The following is a 17,053-nucleotide window of genomic DNA, read 5'->3' as shown; positions in this document are numbered from 1 at the left end:
GAGATTAAAAAATTATGGCAAGAAAGAAAACGATCACTAGAGACCAGATTTTAAAAGCTGCCTATGAAGTTGTCGCGACCGAAGGATTCACCCGTTTTACCGCACGCAATATCGCAGCGAAAATGAAGTGTTCAACCCAACCGATTTATTTAGAGTTTAAGAATATGGAAGATTTAAAGAGTGCACTGATCAGTCAAATTTTTGACTACTTAGCGACGGAGGTATTTCCAATTGAACGTCGTGGAGATATCATTGTTGATTTGACATTGAATTATATCGGTTTTGCGAATAAAGAAAAACGCCTATACCGTGCTTTGTATTTAGAAGAATACGGTGGAGGAGATTCAATGCAGCAATTTTCATTTGATTTGTTTGTCAAATCTGTGAAAAAAGATGCCAAATATAGTGAGTTGTCGACTGTGGAATTGCAGTCGCTGCATACAGGTGTTTGGATCGTTGCGACTGGATTAGCTGCTTTAATGTCTTCTGGCATCATTCACCCAACTGAAGACCAAATCGCAAAATTAATGACTGAAACGGTGGACAATATTCTCATTAGAGAAACACCGATCGATATTACGTATCATTAAAAAAAACGTCTCTTTCTTTTGAAAGAGGCGTTTTGTCTGTTAGCCAATCGCCGCAACGATTTTTTTGGCAAAGGCTTCTAAATGCTGAATATCATCTTCTTCAGCAGCTAAATCGACTTTGACGCTATCCGCAGCTTTGGTTGCACCAGTCTTGCTGAATGCAGCTTCAAAATCATCCACTGATTGACAAAAGTCATCATAAAACGTGTCACCAGATCCGCAAACACCAAAAATTTTTCCGCTTAAGTCCAATTCTTGCAGATCCTCATAAAAATCAACGATTTCGTCCGGCAATTCGCCATCCCCATAGGTATAAGTAGCGACGATGCAAATATCGGCATCTTCAAAGTCTTCGGCATCCACTTGGGTGCATTCGTTCATTTCTACTTCTAGACCTGCATCTTCTAATGCTTCTGAGACGATATCGGCGATTTCTTCTGTGTTGCCGGTCATACTCGCATAAACGATTTTTGCTAAAGTCATTGGCTTATTTCCTCCAATCTTTCTACAGTTCTCTCGGGAAAACTCTATTAGATTATAGCAAAATCACGGGAAATTGAAAACAAATCTTGAAAAACTCTTTATAATGGCGGTGAATTTTGTCCAACTGTGTCTTTCTGTGTTAAAATAAGAGGAATTTAATTGAGGGAGACGAGAACATGATTACATTAAAATCAGCCAGAGAAATCGATAGTATGGCTGCGTCCGGTGCTTTATTGGCCGACGTGCACAAACAATTGCGGGACTTTATTCAACCGGGTATCACCAGCTGGGATATTGAGGTGTTTGTCCGAAACTACATTGAAAGTCATGGCGGTATTGCTGCTCAAATTGGTTTTGAAGATTACAAATATGCAACTTGCTGCAGCATCAACAATGAGATCTGCCACGGGTTTCCTCGGAAAAAGCCATTGAAAAATGGCGACTTGATCAAAGTAGATATGTGTATCGATTTAAAAGGAGCAATCTCTGATTCTTGTTGGAGCTATGTGGTCGGAGAATCGACGCCAGAGATCGACCGTTTGATGGCCGTGACGAAAAAAGCCTTATATTTGGGTATCGAACAAGCACAAGTTGGCAACCGTATTGGTGACATTGGTCATGCGATTCAAACTTATGCCGAAAAAGAAGGCTACGGTGTAGTCCGTGACTTTGTCGGCCACGGCATTGGACCAACGATCCATGAAAGTCCAATGATTCCGCATTATGGCGAAGCAGGCAAAGGCTTGCGTTTGAAAGAAGGGATGGTCATCACGATCGAACCGATGATCAATACAGGTACATGGAAGATGAAAATGGACCCGAATGGTTGGACTGCCTATACGTTAGATGGCGGATTAAGCTGTCAATATGAACATAGTTTGGCAATCACAAAAGAAGGTCCCAAGATTTTAACTTCTCAAGGAGAAGAAGGTACGTATTAACGAATGAAGGACGCGCATACAAAGAAACAAAAAATGACAAAAAGGCAGATGACCGCTGGCGGAGGATGGACAACATGAAAATCGTAGATAAAGTCAAAGGCAATCAGAAACTGATGCGATTTATCGAAACAACACAGGTGAGAATCACGGAATCAGAAATGGGCACAACATCAGTAGTTGTCGCCTACTATTTATTGTTTTCACTGTTTCCTTTGCTGATCGCAGTGGGCAATTTACTGCCATTTTTATCCATCGATCCGAATACCGTGTTACCCTATGTCCAGGAATTGTTTCCGAGTGAAATCTATGATTTTATCGGCCCGGCTATCGAAAACTTATTGACCACTAGTTCTGGGGGCTTGTTGTCTATCTCGGTATTGGCTGCATTATGGTCTGCCAGTCAAAGTATCAATGCCCTGCAGATTGCGATGAATAAAGCTTTTGGTGTCGAGCAGCGCGCTAATTTCATTGTTGTACGCGCCGTATCCTTTGTCATATTGTTGTTGTTTATGATCGCAATCGTCGGTGTAACGATGGTCTTTGGCCTAGGGAAGATGATCTTAGATTTGCTGCAGCCGATTTTCCAGTTTCCAGATAATATCATCAGTACATTTCAAACCCTGAAGTGGCCGCTGACGATTTTCGCCCTACTGTTCATTATGATGATGATTTATTGGCTCGTACCCAATGCCAAGGTAAAACTGCGCTCCACGCTTCCAGGTGCCATCTTTTCCACGGTTGGCTGGATGCTGTTGTCACAAGTTTTTGGCTTGTATGCACGCTATTTCACCGCCAAAATCAGCGGGTACCAAATTATTGGGAGTTTCATTGTGCTGATGATCTGGCTGAATCTTGCTGCGACGATCGTCATCTTAGGCGGTATCATCAATGCTGTGGTAGAGGAATATGTGACCGGACAGGAAATCAGAACACGAAAAGACCCCGTAGAACGGCTATCATCTAAAATAGAAGATACCTTCACAAATAAAGAGAAATAATGGAAAGCGAGTAAACAAGATGGATTTTGCCTTTAAATTTGTGGTACGTTTGTTTATCACGATGATCATCTCATTGATCCTCACGCCAATCATCAAATTGGTTTCATTTAAAATCGGCGCGGTAGATCGACCAGGCGATCGGCGGATCAATACCAAGACCATGCCAACAGCAGGCGGATTGAGTATTTTCCTTGCTTTTTCTTTTGCTTTATTATGGGAATTTCGAGAAATGCTTCCATTCGATTATGTATGGCCAATGCTTCTGGGGGCTGCGATCGTGGTCTTTACAGGGCTAATGGATGATATCTTTGAATTGAGTCCGTTGCAGAAAGTGATGGGCTTGACGATTGCCGCACTCGTCATTTATTTTGTGGCCGATATCAAAATCAGCACGATATCTATTCCATATATTGGCGTATTTGATTTGGGCTGGCTGGGGCTGCCAATGACGATTCTTTGGATTTTGGCGATCACCAATGCAGTCAATTTGATCGATGGATTAGATGGGTTGGCTAGTGGGGTGTCGATCATCAGTTTGACCACGATAGGGATCATCAGTTATTTCTTCTTGCCGAATTCGGTAGAGGTACCTATGGTGATATTCACACTGATTGCTGCGATCGTCGGTTTCTTCCCATACAATTTTTATCCCGCAACGATTTTCTTAGGGGATACAGGGGCTTTGTTTCTGGGCTTTATGATTTCAGTATTGTCATTGCAAGGGTTAAAAAATGCCACGTTCATCACTGTTGTGACACCTATGCTGATTCTGGGTGTACCAATCACGGATACAGTGTATGCCATGATCCGCCGCAAGTTCAATAAACAAAAAATCTCATCTGCCGACAAAATGCATTTGCATCATCGGCTGCTATCGTTAGGATTTACGCACCGAGGAACCGTTTTGACGATCTATGCACTGGCATTGGTCTTTTCATTTATTGCATTGCTGATGAATTATGCCAGCAACACGGCAATCATATTGCTGATCATCAGTACTGGCTTTGGGATTGAATTATTTATTGAATTGATTGGTTTGGTGGGAGAAAACCGGCAGCCTCTGATGCATGCATTGAAATTTTTAGGCAATCGTCGGTATCGCCAGGAGATACTGAAGGATCATTCGGAGAAACGGACCGAAAGAAAGTCAGAAAAAGAACGCATTGAAGATGCTGCGCAAATCAAAGATGAACGAATGAAGCGCAAACACTATCAACCAAAGCACAAAAAATGAAACGAGCAGATACTGCTTGTTTTTTTTTTGTGCATATTTGACGCGGAGTGTCATGAAAGTCTATACTGAAGGTGGCTATCAAAATGTAAAGGAAAGAAGGAATATGCAAATGACAAGTGTCAAACAACTGACTTCAGATACAATGGGAACGATTTATGAGTTGACGAATGAGAGCGGTACCATTGTTAGGGTAAGTCCTGAAGGTGCTCGCTTATTAGATTGGGTCATTCCAATCGAAGAAGGAAGAGATATTGTAGCGGGGTATGACTCGATCCAAGGACATATCGATGCCCGCTATTATGGTGCAACGATCGGACCTGTCGCGGGACGGATCGCTGGTACCCGTTTCGTGATCGATGGTACAGAATACGAAACAGAAGACAATGATGATGGCAATACGCTGCATGGGGGTTTCAAAGGCCTAGATACGGATACTTGGCTTGCTGAAACCTTCGAAGAGGCAAATAGTGCAGGGGTGATTTTTACGACGAACCGTACAGATGGGACGGGGGGATTTCCGGGTAATGTTCGCTATCAAGTGACCTATACGTTATCAAATGACCACGAACTATCCATTGCATACGATGCTGTCACGGATCAAGCAACACTATTCAACCCGACCAACCACGGCTATTTCAACTTGACAGGGGATACCCAGCAAGCCATTGATGGACATTTGGTCCAGATCAATGCCCAACATGTCGCAGAAACCAATGATGATGTTACGACAACTGGAGAAAAAACCGCGGTCACAGGAACCAAATTTGATTTTACGAACGAACGTGAGATTGGGGATACGATATTAGATGATCCATTTTTACTTGATCATGATCAAGCCTGGGATCTGCAAGTGACAAGCCCAGATCAGAAAGTGCGCTTAACCGTGACAACAGACCGTCCCGCAGTCGTGATTTATACGACTGGAACTGGCGAAGTCGGGGCAGCAATGAAAACCGGTCCAATGGCGAATCATGGCGCAATGGCGATCGAAACACAAGGCGTTCCAGGTACGGAAAAATATAGTCAATTTGGCGATATCAGCTTGCGTCCTGATACCCCGTTCCACTCCGTCACGACGTATCGTGTCCATTTTTAAAGAGAGAACAAAAAGAGTGCTTTATTCTTGATGAATGAAGCATCTTTTTTTGACAAATTACGATTACAGTTGTAAACTTTGGTTATCGGGTTTATAAAAGTGAGGTGTTAACAATGGAAACAATCAAGGAACCTATCAAAATCAGCGATTCCGAGTGGGAAGTGATGCGCGTGATTTGGACTATGGGCCAATCGACTGCCAAAGAAATCACTGATTTGCTCAGTGCAAACAAAAATTGGAAAACAGCAACCGTCAAAACGCTTTTAGGGCGTTTGGTCAAAAAAGGAATCTTACAGCCGGAATCTCAAGGGAAGAAATTTATTTATACACCATTGGTTTCAGAAGAGGCGACTGTTCGCAGTGCAACAGAGAATTTATTTTCTCATATTTGCGCCAAAAAAATTGGCCAAACGATCGCCGAAATGATCATGGAAGCCGAATTGACTGCAGCGGATATCGCCATGCTGCAAGAAGCACTGGCTGCAAAACAGCCAGTTGCTACGATCGATTGTAATTGTATTCCTGGTCAGTGTCAGTGTAAGGTCCATGGGCATTAACCAAGATAACTAAACAGAAAAGGGGAATAAAGATGAAAAAAATCATGACGATCAACGGGATGAATTGTGCCCATTGTGCTGCCAAAGTCGAGCAAGCTTTGAGTGACGTACCAGGTGTCAAAAAAGCCAAAGTTGATTTGAAGAAAGCACAAAGCAAAGTGAAATATGATGAAACCCAAGTGACGGATGACATGCTGATCAAAGCAGTGACAGATGCCGGCTATGCTGGTCAGTTTCGGGCATAGCTTTCACAAAGAAAGCTGAGGATAGGAGGATGTAAGGATGGGAAAAGATCGTTCAGATAATCATACCATGACGGATCATCATAAGATGGATCACGAACATAAGGATCACGAACATAAGGATCACGAACATAAGGATCACAATCATGAAGATCACGATCATATGGATCATATGCAGATGACCCCTCACGATCATCACGACATGAGTGGCATGGATCATAGTATGCATATGGGGAATTTTAAACAAAAGTTTTGGCTCTCATTGGTTCTCGCCATACCAATCATATTTCTATCACCAATGATGGGGGTCGATCTGCCTTTTCAATTTACGTTTCCAGGTTCAGACTGGCTGGTCCTGATCTTAGCGACGATATTGTTTTTTTATGGCGGTGCGCCTTTTTTAAGTGGCGCCAAAATGGAGTTGAAGCAAAAGAGTCCAGCGATGATGACATTGGTTGCTATGGGGATCAGTGTTGCCTATTTTTATAGTTTATATGCCTTCGTTGCCAATCATTTCTTAAGCGGTGGGCATGTGATGGACTTTTTCTGGGAACTGGCTACATTGATCGTCATCATGTTATTAGGCCATTGGATCGAAATGAATGCAGTGATGAACGCTGGCAATGCGGTTGAGCAATTGGCCGCCCTGCTGCCCAAAGAAGTCACGCGCAAAAATGATCATGGGGAAGAACGTGTTCCATTGGATCAAGTAGTCGAAGGCGATCATCTGATCGTACGCGCTGGTGATAAGGTGCCTACCGATGGGCAAGTGATTGAAGGGGAAACAACGATTGATGAGTCTGCCGTTACCGGAGAGTCTAAGCGCGTCACAAAAAAAAGCGGACAATCTGTGATAGGTGGTTCTGTCAATGGCAATGGATCGATCGTGATCCAAGTAACGGGTACGGGAGAAAGTGGCTATTTGGCAAAAGTGATGGAATTGGTACGGAATGCCCAAGCGGATAAGTCGTCATTAGAAACGTTATCGGACACAGTCGCCAAATGGTTGTTTTATGTTGCGTTGATCGCAGGAATTGGCACGTTTATCGTTTGGCTCTATCTCTCAGATCTGCCCACTGCCTTTGACCGAATGGTGACCGTCTTTGTCATCGCTTGTCCTCATGCATTAGGATTGGCGGTTCCATTAGTGATCGCGCGTTCGACGTCGATTGCTGCCAAGAATGGCCTCTTGCTGAGAAACCGGCAAGCATTGGAAAATGCCCATGAGATCGATGCATTGATCCTAGATAAAACAGGTACTTTGACACAAGGCGTTTTTGCGGTCACAGATGTTTTATCGATGGGGACAATGACAAAGAATGATGTACTTGCCTATTTTGCAGGGTTGGAAAAAACGGCCAATCATCCAATTGCAGAAGGTATTTTAGCAAAAGCTGCTGCAGAAAACATTTCACCCAAAGCAGCAACGGATATCCAAACCGAGGCCGGCATCGGTTTGTCCGGTGTGATCGATCAAGAAGCATGGAAGATCGTCAATCAAAAAGGATTGACACAATTGGGACTGACTGTGCCAGAGGACAAAATCAAATCCTTCAAAGAACAAGGCAATACGATCAGTTTTCTTGTTCATCAAGGCGCAATCGCAGGCGTTATCGCCTTGGGGGATCAGGTCAAAGAAGAAGCCATTGATTTTATTCGGGCGTTGAAAGAGATGCAAATCACACCAATCATGGCAACTGGCGACAATCAAGAAGCAGCTGAGGCTGTGGCAGCCTACTTAGGGATCGATGAGGTTCACGCTGCACTGTTACCAGAAGACAAAGAACAACTGGTCAAATCTTACGTGGCACAAGGCAAACGTGTGGTAATGGTTGGCGACGGTATCAATGATGCGCCAAGTTTAGCCAGGGCAACGATCGGCATTGCCATTGGGGCAGGAACAGATGTGGCCATCGATTCAGCAGATGTCATTTTGACCAATAGCAATCCCAATGATGTTTTGCACTTTTTGTCATTGGCCAAACAAACCCGGCGCAAAATGATCCAAAACCTCTGGTGGGGAGCTGGGTATAATATCGTAGCAATCCCATTGGCTGCGGGGGTCTTAGCGCCTTTAGGTATTTTATTGAATCCAGCAGTGGGGGCGATCCTCATGTCGTTAAGTACGATCATTGTCGCGCTCAATGCCATGACCCTGTCAATCAAAAAAGAAGCATATGGGAGATAACAGCCAACAACGGACAATCAACGCGGCTTTTACTTTTGCAACCAAAATCTTGTATAGCCTCTGAGATACTTTATGCTATAATGAATGCGTTGAGAACAGGGAGGACGTTGATTATGGAACTGAAGAAGCTGGATGTTCCCACTACTTCGATCACTGAAGTAAAAAAATCTCCGATGGATGTATTTAATCAAGCGCGAGAAGCCGGGACAGCCGTCTATGTATTCAATCGTGAAAAAGTGGCGGGGGTCATGCTGACACAAGAGCAATACGAAAAGTTATTACAAGAATTACATGCGTTGCGGGCCAGACCGATAGTAGAAGAAATCGAAGAGCCGGCAGTTGAAGGATTGGAAGAATTTCTGCATATCATGCGTCAAGCCTTGATCACGGGGGCCAGCATTTCCGCTAAGAATTTAGATGAGCGGATGGTTGCTTTAGGATTTATCACCCGAAAAACAGGTTTTGGCGGTGTCGTTGATATGATCAGTGAACTGAAAGAATCTGGGAAAATCATCTATCAACTTAGAAAAAAGCAAGATGGTAAAGCAATCACTGCAGAAGTGATTGGTGAACAAGACAACCAAACCCAATTGTTTGATAAATTGATCATCAAGAAAATTTTCTTGAAAGAAAAATAATTGGTGATACAAATGAGTGCACGAAACAAATGACATCACAAAAAACAGCCTTCCTCATGTATAAGAGGATGGCTGTTTTTTTAGGTACGCCAATAGGTTTTTCCGTCATTTGTTCGCTTCATGAACCCATATTCAATCAAATAGCGTCGAACGGTGACATAATCGCTGATTGCTTGTTTCAAGATATCATTGACAGCGGCTTCTGAGTAGTTTTTTCCTGAATCAAAGCGCTCTGCGAGTACACCCAAGACGACCAATTTCCGCTTTTCTTTACTAGGGAATTGCTTGATAAATCCAGCTTCATCAAAGTAGGTTGCAATAATTTTTTTGCGTTCATCAGCTGTGATCGCATACCGATCATCAATCATTGTGGCCCCTTTATGAGGCGGGACTTCGGGCGTGTCTTGCAACAAGGACATAATACTTAAAAAAACCAGCGCCTGTCGTTGTTTTTCCTTTAATTTAAACCGATGACTCCTAACTGTTGAGGTTGAAATACCTAAACGTTGGGCGATGACAGCGTCTTTCAAGCCTTCTGCAAAGAGTTGTAGGATCTCTTGTTGGCTTTCGGATAGACCGGTTTGTTCTTTCGATTGAGCCAAAAGGCCAGCGATGGGGCCACCATGTGTATCCGCAATATGGGTATTGATTCGATTGTAGGCAGTAAAAAAGTGACCATCATGGGGATAGATTTCTTCTTTGTTGAAAGTAGCCGTGCAAAATAGGCAGTGGTAAGCAGTTTCTGTTTGACTAAAGCCGCGTTGATAGTCGTTTAATTTATCTATAATGCTGTTTTCCATAGTTAGCCCCTTTTTGTTTGCTTATTTATAGACATTATATAGTAATGTTGGTTTATAATCAAACGAAATTGGTTTTTAATTTAATTTGCGTTTTATCTTAAGTTTGTTTCGATTTTGTGGTAGGATTAACAACAATAGCGAAACTATTGCTTACACTAAAGGAGTGACCATTTATGGCAGATGTCAGTCAACGATTTAATCAAGAAGTTTACAAAATCGCGGTATCTTTGATTCGTACATTCGACGAACGGGTTTCATCGATTCCAGATATATTAAAATTGACGTTGGGGGAGCCTGATTTCAATACACCAGAACACGTCAAACAATCTGGGATGACAGCGATCGAACAAAATTTCAGTCACTACTCTGGTATGGCGGGACTTGCCGACGTGCGGGAAGCTGCCAGTCTATTCCTCAAAACAAAATACCAATTGGATTATGATCATCAATCAGAAGTATTAGTCACGATTGGGGCGACAGAGGCCATCTCGGCTTCCTTATTGGCAACATTAGAACCAGGCGACAAAGTGCTTTTACCTGCACCTATCTATCCGGGATATGAACCAATCATCACTTTGGCTCATGCAACACCGATCTATTTAGACACCACAGACAATGATTTTGTTTTGGCACCGGATGTCTTAGAAGCCGCGCTAGAAGAACACGGTGATCAAGTGAAAGCCGTTATTTTGAATTATCCAAGCAACCCTACAGGTGTGGTATATACCCGAGAAGAAGTCAAAGCACTAGCAGATGTACTGAAAAAATATCCAGTCTTCGTCATCAGCGATGAGATTTATTCAGAATTGACGTATGATGAACCACATGTGTCAATTGCCGAGTATTTGCGGGATCAAACGATTGTCATCAATGGATTGTCAAAATCACATGCGATGACGGGATGGCGGATCGGCTTTATTTTCGCTCCAGCAAATCTGACTGCAGAGATCATCAAAGTACACCAATATTTGGTGACCGCTGCCTCGACGATTTCACAAAAAGCAGCTGTCCGCGCATTGGTTGAAGGAATCAATGATGCTGAAGTAATGAAAGCTGATTACCGGGCACGACGTGACTTTTTATTTGAAAAAATGACTGGATTAGGATTTGATATCGCCAAACCTTCTGGGGCATTTTATCTCTTTGCCAAAATACCGGCAGGCTTTGACCAAGATTCAATGGCCTTTTGCGTTGATTTGGCAGAAAAGAATCAATTGGCGATTATTCCAGGCATTGCTTTTGGCCCCGAAGCAGAGGGCTATGTGCGGTTGAGTTATGCAGCCAGCATGGAGAATCTAGAGGAAGCAATGAACCGGCTAACGGATTATGTCACGAACCATCAGTAAGAAGAAAAGAGCAGATGATGCTCTTTTTTTTGTGTCCATACAGGAAATCAGCGATAAACAGAAGCAAGGTGTGCCAACGCAAACCTTTTGTTTACAAAAGATTTACAGAACTCAATCGAATCTTTACATGAAATCTATCAAGGGTTTACACCGTCTTGCTACACTAGGACTATAACGAAAGGAGATTTATCGAATGAAAAAATTGGGACTTTTATTTTTTGCAACAGGATTATTATTAGCGGGCTGTGGCAGCTCGGGTGCCAGCACAGAAAGCAGCCAAGCTGCCAGCGGATCGGCTTCTTCCGGTAGCGCTGCAACAGAAAACGTAGAAATTTTAGCAGTAGGATCAACTGCATTGCAGCCTTTGGTTGAGGCAGCCAGTGAAAGTTATACATCAGAAAATCCCAACTATACAATTACAGTCCAAGGCGGCGGCAGCGGCACTGGTTTGAGTCAAGTGGAAGCCGGCGCTGTAACAATCGGTAATTCAGATGTCTTTGCCGAAGAAAAAGACGGCGTTGATGCAAGTAAGCTAGTGGATCATAAAGTCGCAGTGGTGGGTATGGCGCCTGTTGTCAACAAAGAAGTTGGCGTGACGGACATCAGCAAACAAGATCTGATTGGTATTTTTACAGGAAAAATCACCAATTGGTCTGAGTTAGGCGGTGCGGATCAAGAAATTGCGGTCATCAACCGTGCTTCAGGCAGCGGTACACGGGCGACATTTGAAAAATGGGGTCTAGACGGTGCTGAAACGATCCAAACGCAAGAACAGGATTCTTCAGGGACGGTGCGCAAAATCGTTGCTGAAACACCAGGAGCGATCAGCTATCTTGCTTTGTCTTATTTAGATGATACACTTCAAGCGTTGTCACTGGATGGTGTTGAACCAACGGCCGAAACTATTGCAGACAATCAATGGCCGATCTGGTCTTATGAACACATGTATACCAATGGTGAACCAGATGCCAATGTCAAAGCATTCCTTGATTATATCTTGACGGAGGATGTCCAACAAGGCGCGGTCAAAGATCTAGGCTACTTGCCGATCACTGACATGAAAGTTGAACGCAGTGTAGACGGAGATGTCACCAACGTCGAATAAATATAGTGCCCCCAAGCGTATCTTCTCCCAAGAGAAGGTGCGCTTTTTATACATTTATTTGGTCATTGTTTGTCACGAAGCATGAGATCATAGCGTGGACAGTAGGTATAGATGAATCATAGAAAAATAGCAATGTCATATTTATGCAAAGTAATTCCGTTAAATTTATCTTTTTCGGTGTTTTTTTCCTTTTTTTTTCGGTAAAATAGAAGCAACGGTAATTGAAAGGGGAAAAAAATGATTAGGGGTAAAATGAAACGTATAAGATTAGGGGTATGTGCAGTCACAATATTTTTCTGGGGCGCTGTCGGTACATATGCAGAAACAACAGAATTAAGCAGTGAAACATCAAGCAGTACAAGTGCAACAACTGTCACTGAACCTGCGACACAACAGACCGAAAGTTCATCAAGTGTCGAAAGCAATACGAACGGTACTGCATCATCAGAAACCAGCACATCAACGATTGCTTCTAGTACTGCAGAAACGACAGTTTCGTCATCAGTCGATGCATCAGAAGCGTTATCAACTAGTGAAACCCAACCAACAGAAGATCAAGTGTATTATGATACCAGTTTAGGATTGGATCCAACCTATCGCAATCGTTCTGACATTAAGGTCAGCCTGGCACGTGAGTTACGTGCGGCTTCTTCGGTTCCGTATGTTGAAGCCGGGGATTCCACGACACCTAGCCAAGATTTCATCGACATCTCTTCTCATAATGGCATGATTACTGTAGATCAATTCAAGATCATTAAAAGCTATGGTGTGTCCGCAGTGGTCGTCAAATTGACCGAAGCAACATCCTATCAAAATCCTTTAGCAGCTTCTCAGATCGCCAATGCCAAAGCGGCAGGATTGATCGTACACGTCTATCATTATAGCTGGTACACTACGGAAAGTGGTGCCAAAGCAGAGGCAGATTATTTTGTCAGCTATGCCAAACAATTGAATTTGCCAACATCAATGTTGATGGTCAATGATTACGAGGAATCGACTATAAAAAATAAAGCCGATCACACGGCATTAGCGAAAGTCTTTGAAAATCGCTTAAAGGCTCTGGGCTATACGAATACCCATCATTATATCGGTATCTCATGGATCACAGAGAAAGTGATTGATCCAGAAGCTTTGGGTAAGAATAAGGTTTGGATCGCCCAGTATCCGTATCAACCTACCTTGCAAAAGCATACAGAATATAGTGCGTGGCAATGGACCTATAATGTAACCTTCCCAGGCGTTTCCGGTACGTTTGACATGAATTCGGATTACAATAAAAATTTTATCAGTCAAGGACAAGGTGGAGCCATCTCAGACGGCCGCTATGCAACGATCACCAAAGACAATTATACAATATGGCAAAATTTCTCATGGACAAAGAAAGCTGATTCAAAAGCGTACCTTGGTCAAACATTGCAAATCAAAGTCCGCTACGAGCATATCAATGGCAGTACTTATTATTCACTGTATGACAATCAAGGGAAATGGGTTGGCTATATCAATGCTGGCGGAACCAAAGTCGCGACCGGTGCACAAGGCAATTGGCAATCAAAAAATACCTATGTGAAGTTTAAACAACAAGACACGATCTATCGTGATTTTAGCTTTAATAAAACCACGAAAGTGACAGCTGCGATGTTAAAAAACACATATAAAGTGACCGGTACGTACCGACATTTCAATGGTACAGTCTATGATTCAGTCTACGATATGAATGGGACGTGGATTGGTTATATCCCCACAAACAAATTGAGCGTGCAAGCAAATCAAGGTCCAGCGATCTCAGACGGGCGCTACGTTACGATCAAAAGTGCCAACTATTCGATCTGGCAAAATTTTTCGTGGAAATTGAAATATTCCAGCAAAGATTACTTGAATCAAACATTTTTGGTCAAAGTTCGCTATGAACATTTGAATGGCAGTGTCTATTACTCACTGTATGACAATCAGGGCAAATGGTATGGCTATATCAATGCCACTGGAACCAAAGTCGCCAACAACGCAGGCGGTGTTGCAATCTCCAGCAACCAATCGGTCACGATCTCGAGTAAGAATTATTCAATTTGGCAAAACTTTTCATGGAAAGAAAGAAACAAAAGCAGCAATTTATATGGGCAAACGTTCCAAGTCAAGGTCTATTACAATCATTTTAATGGCAGCACCTATTATTCACTATACGACAGCAAAGGCACATGGTATGGTTATATCAATGCCAACGGAACAAAATTAGTCAAATAAATGTTGTTGATGAGAAGCACGGGAAACACGTAAAAACAACCACGGCACAAACAGTGACTATCTGTGCCGTGGTTGTTTAGTTATCTAATGGAAATGTCAACGTAAAAGTCGTACCCACGTTAGGGAAACTGTCAACGGAGATCGTGCCGCCTAAAATCGTCGTGTAATCTTTGACGATCGCTAAGCCTAAGCCGGTTCCGCCGGAATTGCGGGCACGGGCTTTATCTACACGATAAAAGCGTTCAAAAATCCGTTCTTGGTCTTCTTCGGCGATCCCAATTCCTTGATCAGCTACTTGAAGGCGTAGATTGGAACCAACAATCTGATAAGACAATGTGACGGTACCCCCTTGTTTGGCATAAGTCACAGCATTTTCAATCAAGTTCTTGATGATTGGCTGCAGCAATTCTAGCTTACTTGTGATGGATAGCTGGTTTGGACCATGGATCTCGAAAACCAATTGTTTTTGATCAGCAAGGGGTTTGTAAGTTTGCGTAATACTCGATACGAGCGCAGCGACATCAATCGGCTGATCTTCGTAAGCAAACGAGTCGCTATTCTTTGAAAGCTGGATAATTTCTTGGATCAGATTTTTCAAACGATAGGCATCTTTTTGAATGATTTCCAGAAAAGCCTGCAACGTTTGAGGATCTTCTTTCGCACCATCAAGCAATGTTTCGGTAAAACCAATCAAAGATGTGACTGGTGTTTTCAGTTCGTGGGACACGTTGCCGACGAAATCTTGCTGCATTTTTTCTAACTGCCGGATTCTCGTCAAGTCGTAAACCAAACCGATCCGTTGCTTTTCCTGAAATGAACGCAAAGTGATATCAAGGACACGTGGATGGTCACTGCCAATGGTTGTTTCTGCATGTAATACAGGGGTATGTTCTGTGAACTGATAAATCAACTGAATCAATTGCGTATCATGGATGACTTCAGTAAATGCCACTGGCATAGGTGGCATTTGGGAAATCGCGAGTTGATCTTGCATCGTTGGATTCATCAACAACAATTGGTCCTCGTCATCAATGATAAAGACGCCAATCATCAATTCACCCAACAAGTCATACAGCTGCGCTTCTGAAGCTGCATACGCGCGGTATGTTTGGCTCATTTGTTCGCTGAGTTGATTGATCAATTGATAGAGTTCATCATGCTCTGGTGTTTCTTGCATGATGATCGCTTGTTGTTCAGGGGATGAAATCATTTTTTTGATGACAGGCAAAATTGTTTGAACGGGCCGATTTTTTTGGCGCAGTGTGTGAAAAATCAGCACGCTGATAAACAAGCAGAACAGAACATAGACCAGTAAGATCGATTGTTCGATCGATTGGCTTTTAGCAAAAAAGGCAGCTGTGGGCTCTGCAATGCGGAGAATTTGGGTAAGATTGCCGTCTTCTTTGATTGGCACAGCCACATACAGCAATTCTTCATGTAACGTATCACTTTCTCTAAGTGACTGGCCGACGCTGCTGCCTCGCAAAATAGCTTGGACTTCGGGTCGATTTGAACGGTCCTCATGCAATGTATGATCATACGTATCATACATAATGGTGCCTTGCGCATCCATTAAGGTCATCCGGCTATTGCCATTTTGAACATAGGCATCAGCGAACTGCTGCAATGTGTCTGTTTGGGTTTGGGAAAGATCTAAAAAGATCGAGGCTTTTTCTTCTAAAAAATCGGCTTGCTGTGCGATCACTTGCTGGCGATAGAAACTGCTCAATAACTGCCAGCAAAGGAAAAAAACGATAAATAGCAAGATGGCCCATAAACTATAGCCAAAGCGTTTTTTCATCTATCCGGCTCCTGAAACTTATAGCCGAATCCTCGTACTGTCACCAAATATTCTGGCTGTTTTGGATCTTTCTCGATTTTTTCCCTTAAATGACTGATATGAACATCAACGATGCGGCTTTGCCCATCAAAATCGAAATTCCAAATACGATTGAGTAAGGTATCGCGGTCAATGACCCGTCCTTTACGTTTCATAAAGTAGACCAGAAGTTCGAATTCTTTAGGGGTCAAAAAGATTTTTTCACCAGCAACAGTGACTTGATAGTTGGTGATATCAGCGACGATCTTGCCGACTTGGATCATTTCGGCTGGTTTATCTTCCTCACGCATGCCTCTAGGCTCTAAGCGTCTGGAAATGGCTTTGATCCGTGCAAGCACTTCCCTAGGACTAAAAGGCTTCGTCAAGTAATCATCAGCACCAATTTCTAAGCCTAATATCCGATCGATCGGATCATCTTTGGCTGTTAATACCAAAATAGGGGTTTCGATTTTTTCTTGGCGTAATTTTTTTGTGATCTCGATCCCATCCATTGAAGGCAGCATGACATCCAAAATGATAAAATCAAAGGCTTCGGCTACAGCCATTTCAAAAGCTTCTTTCCCATCAGCCACCGAAACCACGCGGTAGCCTTCTTTTTCTAAATTAAAGGTCAAAAGTGTGACGATAGACGGTTCATCATCCACAACTAGAATTTTTTTCATATGTACTCCTTTGGTTTCTTTTTAAGAAACGAATGATTTTCAACGAACAAGACCTATTTTAGCACGAATAGGGAATTGGTACTATTGTATCGGCT

Annotated in this window: 16 protein-coding genes; 12 read left to right on the top strand and 4 right to left on the bottom strand. The window is 42.8% G+C overall.

All coding sequences use genetic code 11. The features are described 5' to 3' along the window. The first annotated feature begins 14 nt into the window (after window positions 1–14). Window positions 15–590, top strand: coding sequence for a TetR/AcrR family transcriptional regulator (locus ACYVRS_RS00440; protein ID WP_054115413.1), 576 nt, complete (start codon window positions 15–17; stop codon window positions 588–590). Window positions 591–629: 39 nt separating this feature from the next. On the opposite strand, the gene ACYVRS_RS00435 is transcribed toward ACYVRS_RS00440, so the two are convergent. Then, window positions 630–1,073 (bottom strand): flavodoxin, encoded by a 444-nt coding sequence (locus tag ACYVRS_RS00435; protein WP_054115412.1) that lies wholly within the window; start codon window positions 1,071–1,073, stop codon window positions 630–632. Window positions 1,074–1,249: 176 nt separating this feature from the next. Here ACYVRS_RS00435 and map point away from each other — a divergent pair, with 176 nt between their 5' ends. From map to ACYVRS_RS00395, 8 genes are all read left to right on the top strand, one after another. After that, window positions 1,250–2,014, top strand: a complete 765-nt coding sequence (gene map, locus ACYVRS_RS00430; protein WP_054115411.1) for a type I methionyl aminopeptidase — start codon at window positions 1,250–1,252, stop codon at window positions 2,012–2,014. Between the two features lie 74 nt (window positions 2,015–2,088). Beyond that, window positions 2,089–3,012 carry a YihY/virulence factor BrkB family protein gene (locus tag ACYVRS_RS00425; RefSeq protein ID WP_461202127.1) on the top strand — a complete coding sequence of 308 codons (924 nt, stop codon included), beginning with the start codon at window positions 2,089–2,091 and terminating at the stop codon, window positions 3,010–3,012. A gap of 19 nt (window positions 3,013–3,031) precedes the next feature. After that, window positions 3,032–4,246 carry an undecaprenyl/decaprenyl-phosphate alpha-N-acetylglucosaminyl 1-phosphate transferase gene (locus tag ACYVRS_RS00420; RefSeq protein WP_054115409.1) on the top strand — a complete coding sequence of 405 codons (1,215 nt, stop codon included), beginning with the start codon at window positions 3,032–3,034 and terminating at the stop codon, window positions 4,244–4,246. Window positions 4,247–4,355: 109 nt separating this feature from the next. Beyond that, window positions 4,356–5,342, top strand: coding sequence for an aldose epimerase family protein (locus tag ACYVRS_RS00415; RefSeq protein ID WP_461198205.1), 987 nt, complete (start codon window positions 4,356–4,358; stop codon window positions 5,340–5,342). 113 nt (window positions 5,343–5,455) lie between these two features. Continuing rightward, window positions 5,456–5,899: a CopY/TcrY family copper transport repressor gene (locus tag ACYVRS_RS00410; RefSeq protein WP_312497751.1), complete on the top strand. Its 444-nt coding sequence runs from the start codon at window positions 5,456–5,458 to the stop codon at window positions 5,897–5,899. A 32-nt stretch (window positions 5,900–5,931) separates the two neighbouring features. Beyond that, complete coding sequence (gene copZ, locus ACYVRS_RS00405; RefSeq protein ID WP_312497750.1) at window positions 5,932–6,144, top strand: copper chaperone CopZ; 213 nt, start codon at window positions 5,932–5,934, stop codon at window positions 6,142–6,144. Between the two features lie 37 nt (window positions 6,145–6,181). Next, window positions 6,182–8,329: a heavy metal translocating P-type ATPase gene (locus ACYVRS_RS00400; RefSeq protein WP_461202125.1), complete on the top strand. Its 2,148-nt coding sequence runs from the start codon at window positions 6,182–6,184 to the stop codon at window positions 8,327–8,329. A 113-nt stretch (window positions 8,330–8,442) separates the two neighbouring features. Further along, window positions 8,443–8,967: a type II toxin-antitoxin system Phd/YefM family antitoxin gene (locus tag ACYVRS_RS00395; RefSeq protein WP_054115405.1), complete on the top strand. Its 525-nt coding sequence runs from the start codon at window positions 8,443–8,445 to the stop codon at window positions 8,965–8,967. 80 nt (window positions 8,968–9,047) lie between these two features. On the opposite strand, the gene ACYVRS_RS00390 is transcribed toward ACYVRS_RS00395, so the two are convergent. Continuing rightward, entirely contained in the window at window positions 9,048–9,767 is a 720-nt protein-coding gene (locus tag ACYVRS_RS00390) for a DUF2087 domain-containing protein (RefSeq protein ID WP_313539465.1), read from the bottom strand. A gap of 173 nt (window positions 9,768–9,940) precedes the next feature. Here ACYVRS_RS00390 and ACYVRS_RS00385 point away from each other — a divergent pair, with 173 nt between their 5' ends. The 3 genes from ACYVRS_RS00385 (at window position 9,941) to ACYVRS_RS00375 (ending at window position 14,456) form a co-directional block, all read left to right on the top strand. Further along, window positions 9,941–11,113, top strand: a complete 1,173-nt coding sequence (locus ACYVRS_RS00385) for a pyridoxal phosphate-dependent aminotransferase (protein ID WP_313539462.1) — start codon at window positions 9,941–9,943, stop codon at window positions 11,111–11,113. A gap of 193 nt (window positions 11,114–11,306) precedes the next feature. Beyond that, window positions 11,307–12,218, top strand: a complete 912-nt coding sequence (locus ACYVRS_RS00380) for a phosphate ABC transporter substrate-binding protein PstS family protein (protein WP_054115402.1) — start codon at window positions 11,307–11,309, stop codon at window positions 12,216–12,218. A gap of 252 nt (window positions 12,219–12,470) precedes the next feature. Further along, window positions 12,471–14,456 (top strand): GH25 family lysozyme, encoded by a 1,986-nt coding sequence (locus tag ACYVRS_RS00375; protein WP_461198206.1) that lies wholly within the window; start codon window positions 12,471–12,473, stop codon window positions 14,454–14,456. 76 nt (window positions 14,457–14,532) lie between these two features. On the opposite strand, the gene ACYVRS_RS00370 is transcribed toward ACYVRS_RS00375, so the two are convergent. Both ACYVRS_RS00370 and ACYVRS_RS00365 read right to left on the bottom strand, forming a co-directional pair. After that, on the bottom strand, window positions 14,533–16,257 hold the full coding sequence (locus ACYVRS_RS00370) for a sensor histidine kinase (protein WP_461198208.1): 1,725 nt from the start codon (window positions 16,255–16,257) through the stop codon (window positions 14,533–14,535). Then, window positions 16,254–16,958, bottom strand: coding sequence for a response regulator transcription factor (locus ACYVRS_RS00365; protein ID WP_054115400.1), 705 nt, complete (start codon window positions 16,956–16,958; stop codon window positions 16,254–16,256). The genes ACYVRS_RS00370 and ACYVRS_RS00365 overlap by 4 nt, the downstream gene beginning before the upstream one ends. Window positions 16,959–17,053 lie beyond the last annotated feature (95 nt).

It is taken from the genome of Enterococcus salsurae, from assembly GCF_054784955.1.
This window is presented reverse-complemented; position numbering and strand designations above follow the sequence as displayed.